Raw genomic sequence first — 19,076 nt, 5'->3', positions numbered from 1 at the left:
GTCGGTGGTCAGGAGCAGGATGGAGCGGACCATGACGGACGTCTTCGAGCGCTTCTCCCCCGCCACCGCAGAGTGGTTCCGGGGGGCCTTCCGCGAACCGACGGCAGCGCAGGCCGGGGCGTGGGACGCCATCTCCACGGGGCAGCACGCGCTGGTCATCGCCCCGACGGGCTCCGGCAAGACCCTGGCCTCGTTCCTGTGGTCGATCGACCGGCTCATCTCGGCGTCGGACACCCCGCCCGCCAAGCAGCGCACCCGGGTGCTCTACGTCTCACCACTCAAGGCGCTCGGCGTCGACGTCGAGCGGAACCTGCGCTCGCCGCTCGTCGGGATCACCCAGACGGCCAAGCGGCTCGGCCTCGAACCGCCGGACGTCACCGTCGGCGTCCGGAGCGGTGACACCCCCTCGTCCGACCGGCAGAAGCTGCTCCGACTGCCGCCGGACATCCTCATCACCACGCCCGAGTCCCTCTACCTGATGCTGACGTCGAAGGCGCGCGAGACCCTGGTGAACGTGGACACCGTCATCGTGGACGAGGTGCACGCGGTCGCGGCGTCGAAGCGCGGCGCCCACCTCGCCGTCTCCCTCGAGCGCCTCGACGACCTGCTCGAGAAGCCCGTACAGCGCATCGGACTGTCCGCGACGGTCCGCCCCGCCGAAGAGGTCGCCCGGTTCCTCGGCGGTCGGGCTCCCGTGCAGATCATCGCCCCGCCCGCGCAGAAGACCTTCGACCTGCGCGTGGTCGTCCCGGTCGACGACATGACCGAGCTCGGCGCTCCGCCGGTCGGGGCGGACGCGACGTCCGGACCGACGAACGGTTCGATCTGGCCGCACGTCGAGGAATCCGTCGTCGACCTGGTCGAACAGCACCGGTCGACGATCGTCTTCGCCAACTCCCGGCGGCTCGCCGAACGGCTGACCGCTCGACTCAACGAGATCCACGAGGAACGGGCCCTGGCCGCAGCCAGCGACGGGGTCCTGGTCCCCGCGGGGGTCGTGCCCGAGGACGACGACCTGCCCGCTGCCCGACCAGCGGCGCGACCGGCCCCGACGCGTCCGCCCGCGCAGCTGATCGGTGGGTCCGGCCAGACCGACGGCGGTGGCTCCGACCGGACCGTCCCGGTGCTCGCCCGTGCGCACCACGGCTCGGTGTCGAAGGACCAGCGCGCGATCATCGAGGACGACCTGAAGTCCGGGCGACTCCGGTGCGTGGTCGCCACCAGTTCGCTCGAACTCGGCATCGACATGGGCGAGGTCGACCTCGTCATCCAGGTCGAGGCACCGCCCTCGGTCGCCAGCGGCCTGCAGCGCGTCGGCCGCGCCGGGCACCAGGTCGGCGAGATCTCGCGCGGCGTGCTCTTCCCGAAGCACCGGGCCGACCTGGTCAACAGCGCCGTCACCGTCGAGCGCATGGTCGCCGGGCAGATCGAGTCGATCTCGGTCCCCGCGAACCCGCTCGACGTCCTCGCGCAGCACACCGTCGCCGCCGGGGCCATCGACACCGTCGACGTCGAGCACTGGTTCGAGCTCGTCCGCCGCAGTGCCCCGTTCAGCAGCCTGCCCCGGTCGGCGTTCGAGGCCACGCTCGACCTGGTCACCGGCCGCTACCCGAGCGACGAGTTCGCCGAACTCCGGCCGCGCCTGGTCTGGGACCGCGTGCACGGCACCCTCACCGGACGTCCGGGGGCCCAGCGCCTGGCGGTGACGAGCGGCGGCACGATCCCGGACCGCGGCATGTTCGGCGTCTTCATGGTCGGTGAACGGGCCTCCCGCGTCGGTGAACTCGACGAGGAGATGGTCTACGAGTCGCGCGTCGGCGACGTCTTCGCCCTCGGTGCCACCAGCTGGCGGATCGAGGAGATCACCCACGACCGCGTCCTCGTCAGCCCTGCGTTCGGGCAGCCCGGCCGCGTGCCGTTCTGGAAGGGCGACGGGTTGGGTCGACCGGCCGAGCTCGGTCGTGCCACCGGCGCCTTCGTCCGTGAAGTGGAGTCCGCGTCCGATGAGGACGCCCGCACCCGCGTGGCCGCCGGCGGGCTGGACGAGCGTGCCGTGACGAACCTCATCACCTTCCTCCGCGACCAGCGCGCCGCCACGGGGCACGTGCCGAGCGACACCACGCTCGTCGTCGAGCGCTTCCGCGACGAACTCGGCGACTGGCGGCTCATCCTGCACTCCCCCTACGGCATGACCGTGCACGCGCCGTGGGCCCTCGCGGTCGCTGCCCGACTGCGGGAGCGGCACGGGATCGACGGCGGTGCCATGGCTGCGGACGACGGCATCGTCGTGCGGATCCCGGAGACGGACGCCGAGCCCCCCGGGGCGGAACTGTTCGTCTTCGAGCGGGACGACCTCGAGACGATCGTCACCGACGAGGTCGGGGGTTCCGCGCTGTTCGCCGCACGCTTCCGCGAGTGCGCCGCGCGCGCGCTCCTGCTCCCCCGCCGTGACCCCGGACGCCGATCGCCGCTCTGGCAGCAGCGGCAGCGGGCGTCCCAGCTGCTCGAGGTGGCGCAGAAGTACCCGACGTTCCCGATCCTGCTCGAGACCGTGCGCGAAGTGCTGCAGGACGTGTACGACGTCCCCGCCCTGCTCGGCATCGCGGACGAGATCGCCCGACGACGGATCCGCCTGGTCGAGAGCGAGACCGAGCAGCCCTCGCCGTTCGCCCGCACCCTGCTGTTCGGGTACGTCGCCGCGTTCATGTACGAGGGCGACTCCCCGCTCGCCGAACGCCGGGCCGCCGCACTGTCGCTCGACTCGACCCTGCTCAGCGAACTGCTCGGTCGGGCGGAGCTCCGCGAGCTCCTCGACCCGGCCGTCATCGACGGCGTCGAACGCGACCTGCAGCGGCTCTCCCCGGACCGCCGTGCCCGCGATGTCGAGGGCATGGTCGACGTGCTCCGGCTCGTCGGTGCGCTGGACCTCGACGAGCTGGTCGACCGGAGCTGGCTGGCCGAGGCCGCCGACCGAGCCGACGCCCAGGCAACGCTCCGGACGGCGCTCGGAGGACTGGAGCGCGACCGCCGGGTCCTGGCGTTCTCGCACGCCGGGGCCATGCGCTGGGCCGTGATCGAGGACGCCTCCCGGCTCCGCGACGCCCTCGGGGTGCCGCTGCCGATCGGCGTGCCCACCGCCTTCGTCGAGCCGGTCGCGGACCCGCTCGGGGACCTGGTCGGCCGGTACGCCCGCAGCCACGGCCCGTTCGGCGCGGACGAGGCCGCAGCACGCCTCGGCCTGGGCGTCGCCGTCGTGCAGGACACGCTGCGCCGACTGACCGCCGACCGTCGCCTGGTCGAGGGCGAGTTCCGTCCGGACCGCCAGGGCGCCGAGTGGTGCGACTCCGAGGTGCTCCGACGGATCCGCACGAAGTCCCTCGCGGCACTCCGGCACGAGGTCGAGCCGGTCGCCCCGGACGCCCTGGCCCGCTTCCTGCCCGCGTGGCAGCACGTCCGCGTACCCGGGGCGCGCGGCGGCCTGCGCGGCATCGACGGCGTGCTGCAGGTCGTCGACCAGCTCTCCGGGGTCGCCCTGCCGGCGAGTTCGTGGGAGTCGCTCGTGCTGCCCTCCCGCGTCTCCGACTACGCCCCGAGCATGCTCGACGAGCTGACCGCCACCGGCGAGGTGCTCTGGTCCGGCGGTGGCACCCTGCCCGGCAACGACGGCTGGGTCCGGCTGCACCTCGCGGAGACCGCCGCGACCACCCTCGCCGAGGCCGCGGGCGACGAGACCACCGAGCTGCAGCGGGACGTCCTCGGCGCCCTGGCCGGCGGTGGCGCGTACTTCTTCCGGCAGCTCGGCCAGGCCGTCGGCAGCACCGACGACTCCGCCCTGACCACCGCGCTGTGGGACCTGGTCTGGGCCGGCCAGATCACCAACGACACGTTCGCACCACTCCGGGCGATGCTCGGCGGCAAGGCCCGCACCTCCAGCGCGCCGCGCACCCGCGCCTACCGCGGGCGGCGCCGCCCGACGCTGCCGACCCAGTCCGGTCCGCCGAACGTCGGCGGACGCTGGTCGTTGCTGCCGCTCGCCGAACCCGACGCCACCGTCCGGGCGGCGGCGACCGCCGAACTGCTGCTGGAGCGGTACGGCGTCGTCACCCGTGGTGCCGTCCAGGTCGAGGGCGTCCGGGGCGGCTTCGCCGGGGTCTACCGCGTCCTGGCGAAGTTCGAGGAGTCCGGCCGTGCCCGACGCGGGTACTTCGTCGAGGGGCTCGGCGCCGCGCAGTTCGCCACCGGGCCGACCGTCGACCGCCTCCGCACGTACGCCCGCGACCTGGACGACGAGGAGCGCGCCGACCCCGACCGGGCACGCGAAGCCCTGACGCTGTCGGCCACCGACCCGGCGAACCCCTTCGGTGCGGCCCTGCCCTGGCCGCACGACGCCGCAGCGGTCGACCCCGACGACCCCACCGCAGCCGACCCCACCGCCGCCGGTGTCGGGCCGGTGGCACAGACCAGCGTGAGCACCGCCCCCGCGAACGGCGGTGCCCGCGGACACCGTCCGGGTCGCAAGGCCGGTGCGCTCGTCGTGCTCGTCGACGGGCGGCTGGCCGTCTACGTCGAACGCGGCGGCAAGAGCGTGTTGACCTTCACGGAGGACCCGGCCGACCTGGCGGCAGCGGCCACCTCGATCGCGGCGACCGTCCGGAGCGGACTCGGCAAGCTGTCCGTCGAACGGGTCGACGGGGTCTTCGTGCTCGAGGCCCCGCTCGGCGACGCCCTCCGCACCGCCGGCTTCACCGCCACCCCGCAGGGGCTGCGACTCCGTGCCTGAGGTGATCCGTGCCTGAGGGCGACACCGTCTTCCGCGCCGCGGCACGGCTGCACACGGCGCTGGCCGGCAAGGTCCTCACCCGCAGCGACTTCCGGGTGCCGGCGTTCGCCACGCTCGACCTGGTCGGCCGCACCGTGGACGAGGTCGTCCCGCGCGGCAAGCACCTGCTGCACCGGATCGGCGACCTGACCGTGCACTCGCACCTCAAGATGGAGGGCCGGTGGGACGTCTACGCCCCCGGTGAGCGCTGGCGGCGGCCGGCGTTCCAGGCACGGGTCGTCCTCGATGCCGCCGACGTCTCGACCGTCGGCTTCACCCTCGGTGTCCTGGAGGTCGTACCGCGCGACCGGGAGTCCGAAGTGGTCGGGCACCTCGGACCGGACCTGCTCGGGCCGGACTGGGACGCCGAGGTGGCCCTCGCGAACCTCACCGCGGAGCCGGACCGACCCGTCGGTCTGGCGCTCCTCGACCAGCGGGTGATGGCGGGGCTCGGCAACGTGTACCGCAACGAGCTCTGCTTCCTGCGGGGCGTGCTGCCCACCCGGCCGGTCAGCGAGGTGCGGGACCCGGCGCGGATGGTGACCATGGCCTCCCGGCTGATCGTCGCGAACCGCGACCGGAGCAACCGGGTGACCACGGGTGTCGACCGGCCGGGACAGCGCTTCTGGGTCTACAACCGGGCCGGCAAGCCGTGCCTGCGCTGCGGGACCCGGGTGCGGTCAGGCGATCTGGGCGAGTCGGAACTCACCCTGCGGGACACCTACTGGTGCCCGCGCTGCCAGACCTGACGCGGCCCGGATGGAACAGCCCGGTCTGGTCCGGGCCCCGTCGGTGCGTCAGTGGTCGACGGCCTCGATGATGCAGCTCTGGACCTGCTTCGCGGCGTCCGAGGTCTCGGAGAAGTCGGACGGCGCGGCGGTCGCGGTGCTCTCGTCGGCGACGACGTCCTCGGCGACCTTGTTCACCGGCACGACCATGCCGTCGAAGTCCTCGGCGGTGGGGTCGGACTCGGTTCCGAAGATCGCGACCTCGTCGTCGTTGGGGTCGTCGCTCTGGTTCGGGGCGACCGAGACGCCGAGGTACCAGCCGGCATCGCCCTTCGTGACGCTCGCGACGTCCGTGTTGTCGTGCGGCCCCACGGCCTTGTCCACAGCGTCGACGGCAGCGCTCGAGGCGACCTGGCACGGGGCGCTGTTGCGCTGACCCGGGTCCGTGCGGGTGGCGGACTCCTCCGAGCCGGGCACCTTCGCCACCGGGTCACCGTTCTGGGCGCCGGCGTTCGAGCAGCCGCCGAGCAGCATGCCGATGGTGGCGAGGCCGACGAGGGTGGCAGTGGTCTTCGCGCGCATGGTCATGCCGTGGACGGTAGGCCGACGCAGGTGTGCCGGAGCCCAGGAGTGCGTCCTGTGGCTCCGGCACGCCGACTCGCGCTACTCGTGCGACATGATCCAGGCGAGCAGGTACGACCGGGTGTTGCCGGTGTCGATGTCCTCCGCCGGCAGGTCCCGGGCGACGGCGAGCGCCGCCTTCGCCTGACTGCCGGACGCCAGCGCCCGGTACATCAGCAGGTAGTCACCGAACTGCACCGCGTAGTCGCCCTCCGGGACGGCCTCGTCGAGCACCTTCGCGATCTGCTGCTTGCCCCCGACGGCCACGTAGTCCGCGGCGACGGCGGGCATCGGGATGAGCTCGATGCCGGCCGGTGCCGCCGGGTCCGCGCTGAACCACGTGGCGTGGTCGCGCTTGCCGCCCCAGTTCAGGGACACGACGGTGTGCTGGAACCCGGGGAAGGTCCGGAGGTCCGGGTCGAGGACGTCGCGCCGCGCTGATGCAGCCTCGTTCGCCAGCAGCCAGTCGCCGAGTCGTTCGGTGGCTCGGGAGCCGGAGACCTGTCCCCAGCGGGCGAGCCCGTTCCAGGCCGACACCGCCTCGGACGACGACTCCTGGTTGTTCCCGTCCGCGAACGGCGAGTACCCGGAGGCCCACGAGTGCTGTGCGTACGGGTCGTACACGCGGAGCTCCGGGAACGACTTCGTCGCCTCGGGGGACGCGATGTCGTCCGCCACCAGGTCGAGGACCGGCTTCCACTTCGCGACGAGGTCGTCCGACCCGTCCGCCACGATGGCGGCTGCGGACAGCAGGTACCCGTAGTGGAAGTGGTGGTCGTTGAACTCGTCCGAGCCGAACGAGGGCGCCTGTCCGACGAGCCCCTTCACGGTGTCGTCGTACGCGAAGCACCGGGTGCCGCTCACGCCACACCCGTCGGGGTCGGTCCACTGGTCGATCTGGGTGACGAGTTGCTGCTGCAGGCCGGCGGCGACGTCGTCCAGGTCGAGCTGCGTGGCGAGCCGGTACAGGTTCGCCACCCGGTACAGGTCCTTGCCGCCGCCGTAGCTGTCGGCGCCGAAGGACGCCTCGGACACCCCGCCGGCGTCCGCGCGGACCTGGGCGACGAGGGTGGCACGCTGCGCCGACGTCAGGCCCGACAGGTCGAGCCGGTCGGCGGCCGGGAGGCTCGGTGCCGCGATCCGCAACACGTCACCGATGCAGACGGGCGCGTCCCCGGTGATGGTCGCGTAGTGCAGTCCGGTGCAGCTCAGACCCGTGGTCCCCTGGCCGGGTTGCGGCACGATGAGGGTCTTCCCCCTCGCGGCGGTGCGGTAGCCGAGCGCGGTCCGCTGCTCCCCGTCGGATGCGGTGCCGGTGGACGAACGGGCCATCGTGACCCCGGTCAGGGGCGACGCGGCGGCCGCGGACAGCGCCCGGACCTGCTTCGCGGTGGCGTCGTCCGGCACCGGGAAGAGCACGACCGAGCCGCCGGCGGCCAGGCGGATGCCACTGCCGCTGACGTCACCGGTGGTGACGACGCCCCAGGTGCGGCCGTCGGCGGTGATGGTGCCCGTCGTCGTGCCGTCCGGACCGTCGGTCGTCTCGGAGACCGTCCCCGTGGCGGTGACGGACTGCGCGCCCTCCGCCGTGTACGAGACGAGGGGTGAGCCCTGCGCGAGCACGGTGTGGCCGAGGACGGTGGAGCCCTTCCGGTGCTCGACCGTGACGGACACCTGGTCGTACGCCGACACCAGGGTGCGGTCGGCGCCGAGGTGCAGGCCGACCTGCTGCACGGCACCGCCGGCGATCGTCTTCTCGGTCGCGCTGACGACGGGCAGGCCGGCGGCGAACCCGTCGTCGGTCACCTGCCACGAGATCGGCGTCGGGAAGACGGGCTGTGGTGCTGGGCCGTGGACGAGGCCGGAGAACCACCGGTTCGTGGGCGGGACCAGGCCGTCGGCGAGACGCATCGTGCCCGCGGTGGTCTTCGCGACCGAGCCGAGCGCCCGGACGGCCCGCTGCTGGGCCGCACCGTCCACGGAGGGTGACGCCGTCCCGGTGGCCCGGTCGGAGCCTCCCGTCCCGGTCTCACCGCCGGTGCCGGTGCAGGCGGTGAGCACGAGTGCTGACGCGGCCACCAGGGCGACGGCGCCGACGCGGAACCGCATCGTCACAGGCCGATCTGCCGGAGGAAGTCGCGGAAGCCGTCGGTGACGCCGGACAGGCGACCGTCGTCGCGGAGGTGCAGGGTCGCGTCGACCGGCGTGCCCGGGCTGGTGACACCGGAGGACGGCGAGGCAGACAGCTCCGGACTCTCCACCGACACGGTCGTCTTCGCCTGGCCGTCACCGTCGGTGACGACGCTGACGTTCTTGACCTTGCCCTCGAGCGAGCGGTCGTTCGGCAGGAGCAGGTCGACGGTCGCGCCGTCGGCGATCCGGCCGTAGTCGCGGGGGCTGACGAGGAACTCCGACGTCACGAACAGGCTCTGCGACTTGTGGATGGTCCCCAGCTCGGAACCGGCCTGGACGTAGCCGCCGGCCTTCACGTCGAGCTTCGCGACGGTGCCGGAGACCTCGGCCTTGAACGTGATGAGGCCGTCCGGGGCGATCTCGTACGCGCTCGTCTTCGTGTTCGCGCCGACGACGCCCTTCCGGATGTCCTGGGCGAGCTGCAGGCTCTGGACCTGCATCAGCTTCTCGCCCTCCTGGACGGTGTCGCCCTCTTCGACGTACTCCTCGGTGACGGTCCCGCCGTAGTCGGTGCCGACGGCGTACTCCTGCGCGGTGATCGCGGCCGAGGTGCTTGCGACGGCGCTCTGCCGCTGGTTGAAGACGAGCGTGCACGCCGCCACGACGACGAGCACCACGAGGATGCCGCCGTACAGACGGAGTCGGTTGGTCCAGGTCACGAGGCGACCTCCACGGGGGTCGGGGTGCCGGAGGCGGCACTCGCGGTGATCACGTCGCGTGCGGGCTGCAGCGAGTCGGGTCGGACCACCTGGGTCCGGAGGGCCGGTGCGGGCTCGAGCCCGGCAGCGGCGGCGAGCACGAGCACCGGCGCGGTGTCGGCGTCGCGCTCCTGGCGGGCCGCCCGACGGTTCGCCGACTGCTCACGGAACGCGGTGATGATGAACGCGCCGAAGATGAGCGAGTTCGTGATGTTCCACGCGGTCGCCAGGGTCAGTTGACCGTTCGAGACGTCACGCCAGATGGCGACGACGCTCGTCAGGGACAGGAACACGAAGACGAGCACCTGCGGCACGATGAAGTTGAACGGCGACGGGGCCCGGCCTCGACCGGCTCCGGTGACGTGCCACGCCTGCTCCTTCCCGCAGATGACGTTCCACAGCGCACGGGCGTAGATCGGGAACGACACGGCGGCCAGCAGCAGCGTCTCGTACCGGAAGGACCCCAGCGCGTAGAACGCCAGGACGACCTGCATGAGGTAGAAGCCCAGGTAGAAGAGCACCCACTCGCCCACGCCGATCGACATGTTCATCGGTCGGAGGTCGAAGAAGATCTCCAGCGGCGGGACCAGGAGCAGCAGTCCGGGCACGATGCCGGTCAGGTAGAAGCTCGCCGTCACGAAGTACTGCAGGCGCTGGTCCATCGTCAGCTTGCGCTTCGGGTTGAACGGGAAGTGCGTGAGCAGGATCTCGAATCCACCGGTCGCCCAGCGGAGCTGCTGCTTGCTGTACGCCTCGATCGTCTCGGGGGCGTCACCGACCGCGAGGGTCATCGGGATGAAGACCGACTTCCAGCCGCGCTCGTGCAGGTGCAGGCTCGTCCAGACGTCCTCGGACTTCGAGTCGGTGTGGATGCCACCGACGTCGTCGATCGCGGCGCGACGGAAGATGACGTTCGTGCCGACGCAGAACGCCGCGTTGAAGCGGTTCCGGCCGGGCTGGATGAAGCGGTAGAACACCGTCTGCATGTAGCCGGCACCGCGGGAGACGAGGTTGTGCAGGTTGCCGTAGGTCTGCGGCGTCTGCACGAAGGCGATCGAACCGTCCGCGAAGAACGGCACGGTCTCGAACAGGAAGTCCTTGCCCGGCACGAAGTCGGCGTCGAAGACCGCGAAGTAGTCGCCCTTCGCCAGGGTCAGGGCGTGGTTGATGTTGCCCGCCTTCGCGCCGTTCGAGGACAGGCGCCGGACGTACCGCGCGCCGAGGCGGTCCGCCAGGGCCCGCACGTCGTCGCTCCGGCCGTCGTCGAGGATCCAGGTGTGGTGCTCGCCGCGCATCGCGACGGCGGCGGCGACGGTGGCCGCGATCTTCGTCAGCTCCTCGCCGTAGACCGTGATGAACACGTCGACGACGACACGCTTGCCACGGACCCGCATGGGCCACAGGTGGCTGCGGTTCGTGAGCCCCTCGCGGTCGATCTCGTCCAGGTCGAACATCGTGTCCTGGGTGTTGTGGAACGCGAAGTCGCGAGGGTCCGAGCCACCGGACAGGATCGTCCACATCGACAGCAGCGACTGCCCGACGAGGACGCTCTCCGCCACGATGACCAGGCCGTAGGGCAGGAAGTCGCCGCGGTTCGCGGGGTTGAGCAGGAACACCGCGTAGGTGACGACGCCGAGCGTCGCCAGCAGCACGATCAGCACCATCACGGGGCTGTGGGCCCGGGTGTCGGCGCGGGACCGACCGGTGGCGGCGGTGCCGGTCAGGCGCTGGAGCTGCTCGCGGTCGCGCTGGTCGCGCTCGTCACGGCCGCGCTGGTCACGGTCGCGCTGCTCGCCGACACGGCGGACGGAGCGGCGGGTGGCGGCACGGCCGCGGGGGTCGGACGCCGCTCCGGTGCCGGGTCGCTCGCCGCCCCGCTCGTTCGCGGGGACGTCGATCACGACCTGTTCGGCCGGGTCGTTCGGGGGTTCTGGGGTCGTCCGGGGTCGCCGGACGTCCGTGGGTGCGGACATGCGCGTTCTCCTGTCGGGTGTCGGAGATGTCGCCCGCCGGGCCCACGGGGGCATGACGGACGACGGCGTCGGCGACGGTGGCGACAGGACCCGGACGCGGTGGTCCGGCGCGGACGGAGGCTAGGGTTCCTCGTCCGTGGCACGGTGCCCGCCGAGGGTGCGGCGTGCACCGGAGCGGTCCGCCCTCGGGAGACGGGACCGGTGTTCGGTGTGTGTTCGGATGTGTGCCGACGACCCGTGCCGTCGGTGGAGCGATCGTACGTCACGGTCCGCGCTCCTCATGTGACGATCGCGTGAACATGCCCCCTGAGCAGGGGGCACGGGCCTGTCGCCCGGCGGGTCGTGCGTTCTGGGGACAGTCACAGGCGGGCGGCGCGCCCACGCCCGGTCAGCCCGGCTGGTGCAGCCGTTCCGCAGCAACGGTGCGCACGGCATCGGTCACGCGTTCGAGCAGCGGCGACGCCAGGTTCCACCGCTGCCACCAGAGCGCCACGTCCGCCCGGCGCCCGGGCGTGAGCTCGACCAAGTCGCCCCGCTCGAGCGCCTCGAGACACTGCGCTTCGGGCAGCAACCCCCACCCGAAGCCGAGCTGTACCGCCCGGGCGAAGTCCGCCGAGTTCGGGACGAAGTGCCGCGGACCGCGGGGAGCGTGCCCGAGCACCCGCCGGAGGAACCCCTGCTGCAGGTCGTCGTCACGGTCGTAGTCCACGAGCGGCACGCGGTCGAGACGGGTCGTCATCCGCCGCTCGGTGTCCGCACCGTCGAGGTACCGCCGGACGAACGACGGCGCAGCGACGGCCCGGTACCGGTCCACCCCGAGCGGGACGGACGAGCAGCCCTGCACCGGTTCCGCCTCGGCGGTGACCGCCGCCATCACCGTGCCGGCACGGAGGAGCTCGGCGGTGCGGTCCTGGTCCTCGCGGTGCAGGTCGAAGACCACCTCGGTGTCGTCCCGGACGATCGCGAGGGCGTCGAGGAACCACGTCGCGAGCGAGTCCGCGTTCACCGCCAGCGGGATCGACGGTGTCCGACCGGGGACGTCGGAGTCTGGGACGTCGAGGGCACGCGACGTCTCCTCGTCGAGCAGCCGCACCTGTCGCGCGTGCCGGAGGACGACCTCGCCGTCCGGGGTCGGCATTATCGGCGTGGTCCGCTGCAGCAGCACCCGGCCGACGAGCTGCTCCATCGCCTTCACCCGCTGCGACACCGCCGACGGGGTGATCGACAGCTCGCGGGCGGCGGCGTCGAACGTCCCCGCGTCGACGGCGGCCAGGAGGGTCTCGAGGTGGTCACGCTGGAACTGCACCATCAGCGCAGCTTACGGCGCACCAGGAACCTGAGCTGGCCTGCAGCTCGAGCACGGCCTACGGTTCCCCTGTGACCACGCCGCTCGACGCCCTGCTCCCCGCCCTCTCCGGCCTGGGCACCGGGCTGGCCCTCATCGTCGCGATCGGCGTCCAGAACACCTACCTGCTCCGGCTCGCGGTGAGCGCACGACTGGCGGTGGTCGCCGTCGCCGTCGCGGTGTGTGCGCTGTCGGACGCGGCGCTCATCACCGCCGGCGTGCTCGGCGTCGGGGCCGTCGTCGAGCGGGTGCCGGCAGCACTGCTGGTCATCCGCTTCGTCGGGGCGGCGTTCCTGCTGACGTACGGGGTGCTCGCGGCCCGGCGGGCGCTGCGGCCCTCGGGCGAGGCCATCCGTCTCGACGAGCGGGCCGCCGAGGACGGGGTGCCCGTCGTGGCGGGTGCGGGCCCTGGGACCGATGGCCTGGAGGCTGCACCGACGTCGCGGGGTGCGGGCGAGCCTCCCGGCCGGGCCGGCCTGGGCGACCGGCGTCCGGGCGAGTGGCGTCCGGGCGGCGACCACGGTGGACCGACGATGCGTGCCGCGGTCCTGACCATGCTCGTCTTCACATGGGCGAACCCGCACGTGTACCTGGACACCCTGGTGTTCCTCGGGTCGGTCGCGAACCAGCAGGGTGTCGACGACCGCTGGTGGTGGACCGTGGGAGCCGTCGCGGCGAGCTGCCTGTGGTTCGGTGCGCTCGGTTTCGGCGGCCGACTGCTGCGGCCGCTGTTCGCGCGACCGATGACGTGGCGGGTCTTCGACGCCCTGGTCGCCGTCGTGATGCTGGCCTTCGGCTCGGCGCTGCTCCTCGGCGCCTGAGGGCTGGCCCGCCCCGGCGTCGCCCGGCCTGCCGGCGTCGTCCGACGTCGCCCGGCCTGCCGGCGTCGTCTGGCGTCGCACAACAGAAGACGGCTCGCGCCACTGGATCCGGTGGCGCGAGCCGTCTTCTGTTGTGCTGATCCGAACGGTACCGCGGGGCGCGGGGCGTACCGCGCGGCGGCGACGGTGGTTACTCGCGCATGGCCTTGCCGACGCGGCTGTTGCGGCGGCTGTAGCCGAAGTAGATCGCGAAGCCGATGACCAGCCAGATGACGAACCGGATCCAGGTCTCGACCTCGAGGTTGAGCATCAGCCAGAAGCAGAGCACCGCGGACAGGATCGGGATCACGGGCGACCACGGCACCCGGAAGGCGCGAGGTGCGTCGGGGCGGGACTTCCGGAGCACGATGATGCCGATCGACACGAGCACGAAGGCGGACAGCGTGCCGATGTTGATCAGGCCCTCGAGCTTCTCGACCGGCGTGAACCCGGCGAGCACCGCCACCACGATCCCGGCGATGAGCTGCACCCGGACGGGTGTCTGCGTCTTCGGGTTCGTGACCGAGAACCAGCGGGGCAGGAGTCCGTCGCGGCTCATCGAGAAGACGATGCGGGACAGGCCGAGGAGCAGCACCATGACGACGGTCGTCAGGCCGATGAGCGACCCGATGGCGATGATGCCGGCGGCCCACGGTAGTCCGACGATGTCGAAGGCCGAGGCCAGGGACGGAGCGTCCTCCTGCGCGAGCTGCTTGTACGACACCATGCCCGTGATGACGATGCTCACGCCGACGTAGAGCAGCGTCACGATGCCGAGCCCGATGAAGATGCCGCGGGGCAGGGTCTTCTGGGGGTTCTCGGTCTCCTCCGCACTCGTGGCGACGACGTCGAAGCCGATGAAGGCGAAGAAGACCAGCGACGCCGCGGCGAGCAGTCCGAAGACGCCGTACTGTGCCGGCGCCGCTCCGGTGACGAACGAGACGAGCGACTGTGTGAGGACGCTGCCCTCGGCACCCTTCGTCGGCTCGGCAGCGGGGATGAACGGCGTGAAGTTCGCGGCCTTGACGAAGAAGGCACCGACCACGATGACGAACAGGACGATCGCGACCTTGATGACCGTGATGACGGCCGACACCCGGCTGGACAGTCGGGTGCCGAACGCCAGCAACGCGGTGAACACACCGACGATGAGGACCGGGCCCCAAGTGAAGCCGATCGGGCCGATCGCGATGGTGCTCGGCAGCGTGATGCCGAACACGTCGAACGCGGTGCTGAGGTAGATGCCCCAGTACTTCGCGATCACGGCGCTGGCCGTCAGGGTCTCGAGGATGAGGTCCCAGCCGACGATCCACGCGAGCAGCTCACCCATCGTGGCGTAGGTGAACGTGTACGCCGACCCGGCGACGGGGATGGTCGAGGCGAACTCGGCGTAGCACATGATCGCCAGGCCGCACGTGACGGCGGCGAGCAGGAACGACACGATGACGCCCGGGCCGGCGAAGTTCGCGGCGGCGTTCGCGCCGACCGAGAAGATGCCGGCACCGACCGCGACGGCGATGCCCATCGCGGCGATGTCGAACGTCCCCAGGGAGCGCTTGAGCGAGCGCCCCTTCTCGTCGGCGTCGGCGAGCGACGCCTCGATGGACTTGGTGCGGAGGGCCATGGTCGTTCCCGTCATCGGAGCAGGCGGACCCCGGAAGGGTAGTGGTATACCGCACGATGGTGCAACCGCAGGTCCTGCGACCGGTCAGGGCCGGTCGCGGGTCCGGTCAGACCGCCGAGTCGGAACGTCCCTCGCGCCAGGCCCGGAGGAACCGGGCGCCGGCCTCGTCGTGGATGACCCCCTCCGGCGCGGTGAGCACCGGGTACGGCGTCTCGGGCACCCCGTCAGCCGGTCGGACGTCCACGTGCGCGACCCGGTGTCCGTTCGCGTGCAGCCAGTCGGCCATCGCGTAGTCGCTCCGGGAGTCGCCCACCGTGCGCCACTCCAGCGGCAGGGCACCGTCCTCGGCCAGGAGCTCCAGCGCACGCTCGGCCCCGAGGTCCTTGCCGCTGCGGTCGGACTCGATGTCGGTCGAGATGATGGTCGGGTCGACGCGCCAGTCCACGGCTCCCCGATCATCCGGCCGGACGTCGTCCAGGCGACGGACGCCGAGCCCGCGACGCTCGAGCGCGGACATCGCCCGGGCGTCGAAGTCCGGCTGCCGGGCCAGGTACGCCGCGTTGTCGACGTCCACCAGCTGCTCGATCGACACCATCGCGTGCTTCGTCTCGTCGAAGAACACCAGGTCGGCGTACTCGTCGTGGACGAGCCCACGCATCTCGTCGGCGAAGTCCTCCGGCAGCGCCAGGTCCTCGGCGACGGTCAGGTCACCCATGCCGTCCGGGAACTGCGGGCCGATCGAGCACCAGACGGCACCCTTCTCGCACACCGCGTGCACCCGGCCGCCGGCCGCGAGACCGCCGGCGAGGAGCGGGCCGACGACCTGCTCTCGGATGAAGGCGTCGCTGCGGCCGGTGTTGAACACCACGGGGATGCCCTCGGCCGCCAGGGCGACGAGGTCCTCGACGATGCTCGGGATCGCGATGGTCCGCGAGAGCGGACTGGCGATCGGGCCGTCGACGTCGAGCAGGAGTCCGAGGCGGGGTGCGTTCACCCGTCCATCCTGGCCCAGGTCAGTGCGGGTCGGGACTGGGCTGGGCCTGGAGGAAGCCGTCGACCGTGCTCCGCAGGACCGCGGGGTCCGGCACGTGCCCCTGTCCCTCGAGCACCACGGACGTGGAACCCGGCACGGTCTCGACCACGGCGCGGGCGGCCGCCCGGGTCCAGGTCGGGCCGCTGGTACCCGCGGCGACGAGCACCGGGATGCCCACGGCGGCGAGCGCCCGCTCCGGCACCACGAGCCCGCTGAGCACGCGGACGTCGCGGCCGAGGACACCGGCGTCAGCGAGCAGCGCCTTCCACAGCTTCGGCTTGAGGGGCACGGCGGAGACCTGGAGCATCGGGACGCCGAGCACCCGGGTGAGGTAGGCACGGACCGCGGCGGCTCGACGTCCGCCGGCGATCATCTCGTCGAGGCGGTCGGCGAACAGGACGTCGTCGGCGTGCGCGTCGACACTCGCGCGGTACGGCGGTTCGTAGAGGACGGCCCGGCCGACCGGGACCCCGGTGGCGACGGCGTGCAGCACGACGGCGGCACCGACGCAGATGCCGAGCAGGTCGACGGGGGCGCCGACGTCGGCGACCACGGCGGCCAGGTCCTCAATCTCCCGCGTGACGGACCACGGCCGGGTGTCGCCGCTCTCCCCGCGTCCGCGCCGGTCGTAGGTGACGACCCGGTAGCGGTCGGAGAACGCGGCGACCACTCCGTCCACGAACGGTGTGCCCCGGTGATCGAAGGCCCCGCCCACGACCACGAGCGCGGGCCCGTCGCCGCTCGACGAGACCGCGATCCGCGTGCCGTCCGCAGACAGCACCGATCGGTCGGCGGTGGTCGTCATGGGCGTCCTCGTTCGGTCTCGACGGCGGGTGGCGCGTCCCCGGTCGTGCCGCACCTCGAGGTGCCACACGCATCGCGCTCGACGCTGCTCTCGGTCCACGGTGTTCGTGGGCCACGCCGTCGTCGCGAGTCTGACAGGCCCGGGGCTCCGCGTCACCACCCACGTCCTGGGGGAGCGCTTGGTGCTCGCTGTGAACGCGTCACCTGTCCGAGGGGCCGCTCAGACGAGGGCGTCGGCGGCCACGGATTCGCGTTCGAGCAGCGCCCGTTTGACGTCGAGTCCCCACGCGAACCCGCCGAGGGACCCGTCCGAACGGAGCACCCGGTGGCAGGGGACGAACAGTGCGGGTGCGTTCCGGGCGCAGACACTGGCGGCAGCACGGACCGCGTCCGGCCGGCCCATCGCACTGGCGAAGGCCGTGTACGTCAGGGTCGACCCGGCGGGGATGTCCCGCAGACGCCGCCAGCCCTCGGCGAAGAGCTCGGTGCCGACCTGGTGGACGGGGACCTGCATGGCGTGCTCGGGTTCCCCCGCGTAGTAGGCGTCCACGGCGTCGGCAGCGCGGACCTGCCCGTCGAGGACCCGCGTCGGCCGGTGCCGTTCGGCCAGGCGCGCGAGGATCCGGTCGGGATCGGCGGTCCACCCCGAGGAGAGGACCCGCCCGCGGTCGTCCTCGAGCACGGTGAAGGGCCCGTCGGGGGTGGAGAGGGTGGTGAGGACGGCGTCGTTCATCGGGGTTCCTTCCCGGGGTTCGTGGAGGTCGCTGCGGTCCGGTCCATCGCGCGATCGATGATCGGCCGCCAGCAGTGCATCGTGAGGTAGCTCCGCCAGGGGGCCACCCGTTCCGACCATAGGGAGAGTGCACGCGCCGTCCCGGGCAGCCCGAGTTCCTGTGCACCGTTCCGCACGGCGAGGTCGCTGTGCAGGAAGAGATCGGGGTGGTGCCGCACCCGCAGAGCGACGTAGTCCGCCGTCCACGGTCCGATGCCCTTCACCGCGAGCAGGCCGGAGCGGAGTTCGTCGAGCGACTGCCCGCCGTGGACGCCCAGCGTGCCGTCGGCGAGCGCCGCAGCGACCCGCATGATCGTGTCGACACGGGCTGCGGGGCCGCGGAGGACCTCCCGCCCGCGCTCGGCGATCACCGCGGCGCGGGGGAACAGCCGCACGAGGGACCCATCGAGATCGGAGGCACCCGACCCCTCGACCACACCCGGCACGAGCCCCGTCGCCACCCGCTCCCCCAACGCCGCGACGAGTCGTGTCTGCGCCGTCCGGGCCGCCGCGACGGACACCTGCTGCCCGATCAGGGTCCGGAACACCACCTCGTGCGGGTCCACCGCCCCCGGCAGCCGCATGCCGGGCACGCGTGCGACGACCGGTGCGAGCTCGGGCACGGCTGCGAGGGCGGTGTCCACCGCCACCGGATCGGCGTCGAGGTCGAACAGCGCCCGCACCCGGGCCACGAGGGTCGGCAGGTCGGACAGGTCGGTGAGCCGGACGAGCAGGTCCAGCCCGGTCCGCACCCGGCCGACACGAGCACCGGACCCGGCCGTGTCGGCACCCGCAGCCGTCGCGCGGAACCAGCCCGGGCCTCCCGGCAGGTCCAGCACCCGCCCGTAGGAGGCGACCCGCCCCGCCGCGTCGAACCCGACCTGCTCCATGCCGGCGAGCGCATGCAGCGCATGCCACTCGAGGAGCCCCTGCACGTCGAACGGCGGCCGCGCCGGCAGGTGCACGCGCAGCGCGCCGTCACCACCCGGCGCGGTCCGTCGTCGGGCACGCAACTCGGTGGGTGTGAGCGCGAAGACCTCGCGCACGGTGTCGTTGAACTGGCGGATGCTCGCGAACCCTGCGGCGAAGGCGACGTCCGCGATCGGCAGGTCGGACGAGGTGAGCAGGGTCCGCGCGGTCTGCGCCCGGTGTGCGCGGCTCAGGGCCTTCGGTCCGGCGCCGAGCTCGTCGGTCATGATCCGGTTGAGCTGCCGCTCCGAGTAGCCGACGCGCCCCGCGAGGCCGGGGACGCCCTCCCGTTCCACGACACCGTCGAGGACCAGGCGCATCGCACGGGCCGCGACGTCCTCGCGGAGGTCCCACTCGGGGCTGCCGGGGGTCGCCTCGGGCAGGCAGCGGCGGCAGGCGCGGAACCCCGCGAGGTGCGCGGCGGCACTCGTCCGGTAGAAGGTGACGCCCGCCGAGCGGGGTGTGCGGGCGGGGCAGCTCGGGCGGCAGTAGATACCGGTGGAGTGCACGGCCGTGACGAACTGCCCGTCGAACCGGGCGTCCCGGGACGCCGCGATCCGGTACCGCTCGTCGTGGAGCGCATCCGCTCCGGTGATGGTCATGTGGTCAGCCTGACATGCGCCGACGACAGCGGACT

At 72.4% G+C, this 19,076-nt stretch carries 13 protein-coding genes; 3 read left to right on the top strand and 10 right to left on the bottom strand.

From position 1 onward, the window contains the following. The first annotated feature begins 31 nt into the window (after positions 1 to 31). Positions 32 to 4,780, top strand: coding sequence for an ATP-dependent helicase (locus tag DEJ24_RS09590; protein ID WP_111078463.1), 4,749 nt, complete (start codon positions 32 to 34; stop codon positions 4,778 to 4,780). Between the two features lie 8 nt (positions 4,781 to 4,788). Further along, the gene (locus DEJ24_RS09585; RefSeq protein WP_111078431.1) at positions 4,789 to 5,568 is read left to right on the top strand and encodes an Fpg/Nei family DNA glycosylase; all 780 of its coding nucleotides are present in this window, start codon (positions 4,789 to 4,791) and stop codon (positions 5,566 to 5,568) included. Positions 5,569 to 5,616: 48 nt separating this feature from the next. On the opposite strand, the gene DEJ24_RS09580 is transcribed toward DEJ24_RS09585, so the two are convergent. The 5 genes from DEJ24_RS09580 to DEJ24_RS09560 form a co-directional block, all read right to left on the bottom strand. After that, positions 5,617 to 6,135 carry a hypothetical protein gene (locus tag DEJ24_RS09580; RefSeq protein ID WP_111078430.1) on the bottom strand — a complete coding sequence of 173 codons (519 nt, stop codon included), beginning with the start codon at positions 6,133 to 6,135 and terminating at the stop codon, positions 5,617 to 5,619. Between the two features lie 75 nt (positions 6,136 to 6,210). Next, on the bottom strand, positions 6,211 to 8,277 hold the full coding sequence (locus DEJ24_RS09575; protein ID WP_258374777.1) for a glycosyl hydrolase: 2,067 nt from the start codon (positions 8,275 to 8,277) through the stop codon (positions 6,211 to 6,213). Between the two features lie 2 nt (positions 8,278 to 8,279). Further along, complete coding sequence (locus tag DEJ24_RS09570) at positions 8,280 to 9,020, bottom strand: HlyD family efflux transporter periplasmic adaptor subunit (protein ID WP_111078428.1); 741 nt, start codon at positions 9,018 to 9,020, stop codon at positions 8,280 to 8,282. Next, complete coding sequence (locus tag DEJ24_RS09565) at positions 9,017 to 11,032, bottom strand: glycosyltransferase family 2 protein (RefSeq protein ID WP_258374773.1); 2,016 nt, start codon at positions 11,030 to 11,032, stop codon at positions 9,017 to 9,019. The genes DEJ24_RS09570 and DEJ24_RS09565 overlap by 4 nt, the downstream gene beginning before the upstream one ends. Before the next feature lie 388 nt (positions 11,033 to 11,420). Next, entirely contained in the window at positions 11,421 to 12,341 is a 921-nt protein-coding gene (locus tag DEJ24_RS09560; protein WP_220033961.1) for a LysR family transcriptional regulator ArgP, read from the bottom strand. Between the two features lie 68 nt (positions 12,342 to 12,409). Between DEJ24_RS09560 and DEJ24_RS09555 the strand changes: the two genes are divergently transcribed. Continuing rightward, on the top strand, positions 12,410 to 13,198 hold the full coding sequence (locus DEJ24_RS09555; protein ID WP_181432741.1) for a LysE/ArgO family amino acid transporter: 789 nt from the start codon (positions 12,410 to 12,412) through the stop codon (positions 13,196 to 13,198). A 190-nt stretch (positions 13,199 to 13,388) separates the two neighbouring features. Here the strand turns inward: DEJ24_RS09555 and DEJ24_RS09550 are convergent, their stop codons facing one another. The 5 genes from DEJ24_RS09550 to DEJ24_RS09530 all read right to left on the bottom strand — a co-directional run bounded on the left by DEJ24_RS09550 (position 13,389) and on the right by DEJ24_RS09530 (position 19,041). Next, the gene (locus DEJ24_RS09550) at positions 13,389 to 14,876 is read right to left on the bottom strand and encodes an APC family permease (protein ID WP_375334703.1); all 1,488 of its coding nucleotides are present in this window, start codon (positions 14,874 to 14,876) and stop codon (positions 13,389 to 13,391) included. Positions 14,877 to 14,967: 91 nt separating this feature from the next. After that, complete coding sequence (locus tag DEJ24_RS09545) at positions 14,968 to 15,855, bottom strand: hypothetical protein (protein WP_111078426.1); 888 nt, start codon at positions 15,853 to 15,855, stop codon at positions 14,968 to 14,970. A gap of 19 nt (positions 15,856 to 15,874) precedes the next feature. Further along, complete coding sequence (locus DEJ24_RS09540) at positions 15,875 to 16,699, bottom strand: alpha/beta fold hydrolase (RefSeq protein WP_111078425.1); 825 nt, start codon at positions 16,697 to 16,699, stop codon at positions 15,875 to 15,877. 219 nt (positions 16,700 to 16,918) lie between these two features. Further along, positions 16,919 to 17,431, bottom strand: a complete 513-nt coding sequence (locus tag DEJ24_RS09535; RefSeq protein WP_111078424.1) for a methylated-DNA--[protein]-cysteine S-methyltransferase — start codon at positions 17,429 to 17,431, stop codon at positions 16,919 to 16,921. After that, the gene (locus tag DEJ24_RS09530; protein ID WP_111078423.1) at positions 17,428 to 19,041 is read right to left on the bottom strand and encodes a DNA-3-methyladenine glycosylase 2 family protein; all 1,614 of its coding nucleotides are present in this window, start codon (positions 19,039 to 19,041) and stop codon (positions 17,428 to 17,430) included. The genes DEJ24_RS09535 and DEJ24_RS09530 overlap by 4 nt, the downstream gene beginning before the upstream one ends. Positions 19,042 to 19,076 lie beyond the last annotated feature (35 nt).

Source organism: Curtobacterium sp. MCPF17_001 (genome assembly GCF_003234615.1).
GTDB lineage: Bacteria > Actinomycetota > Actinomycetes > Actinomycetales > Microbacteriaceae > Curtobacterium.
Note: the sequence above shows the minus strand (reverse complement) of the source record. Positions and strands in the feature narration are given on the sequence as shown.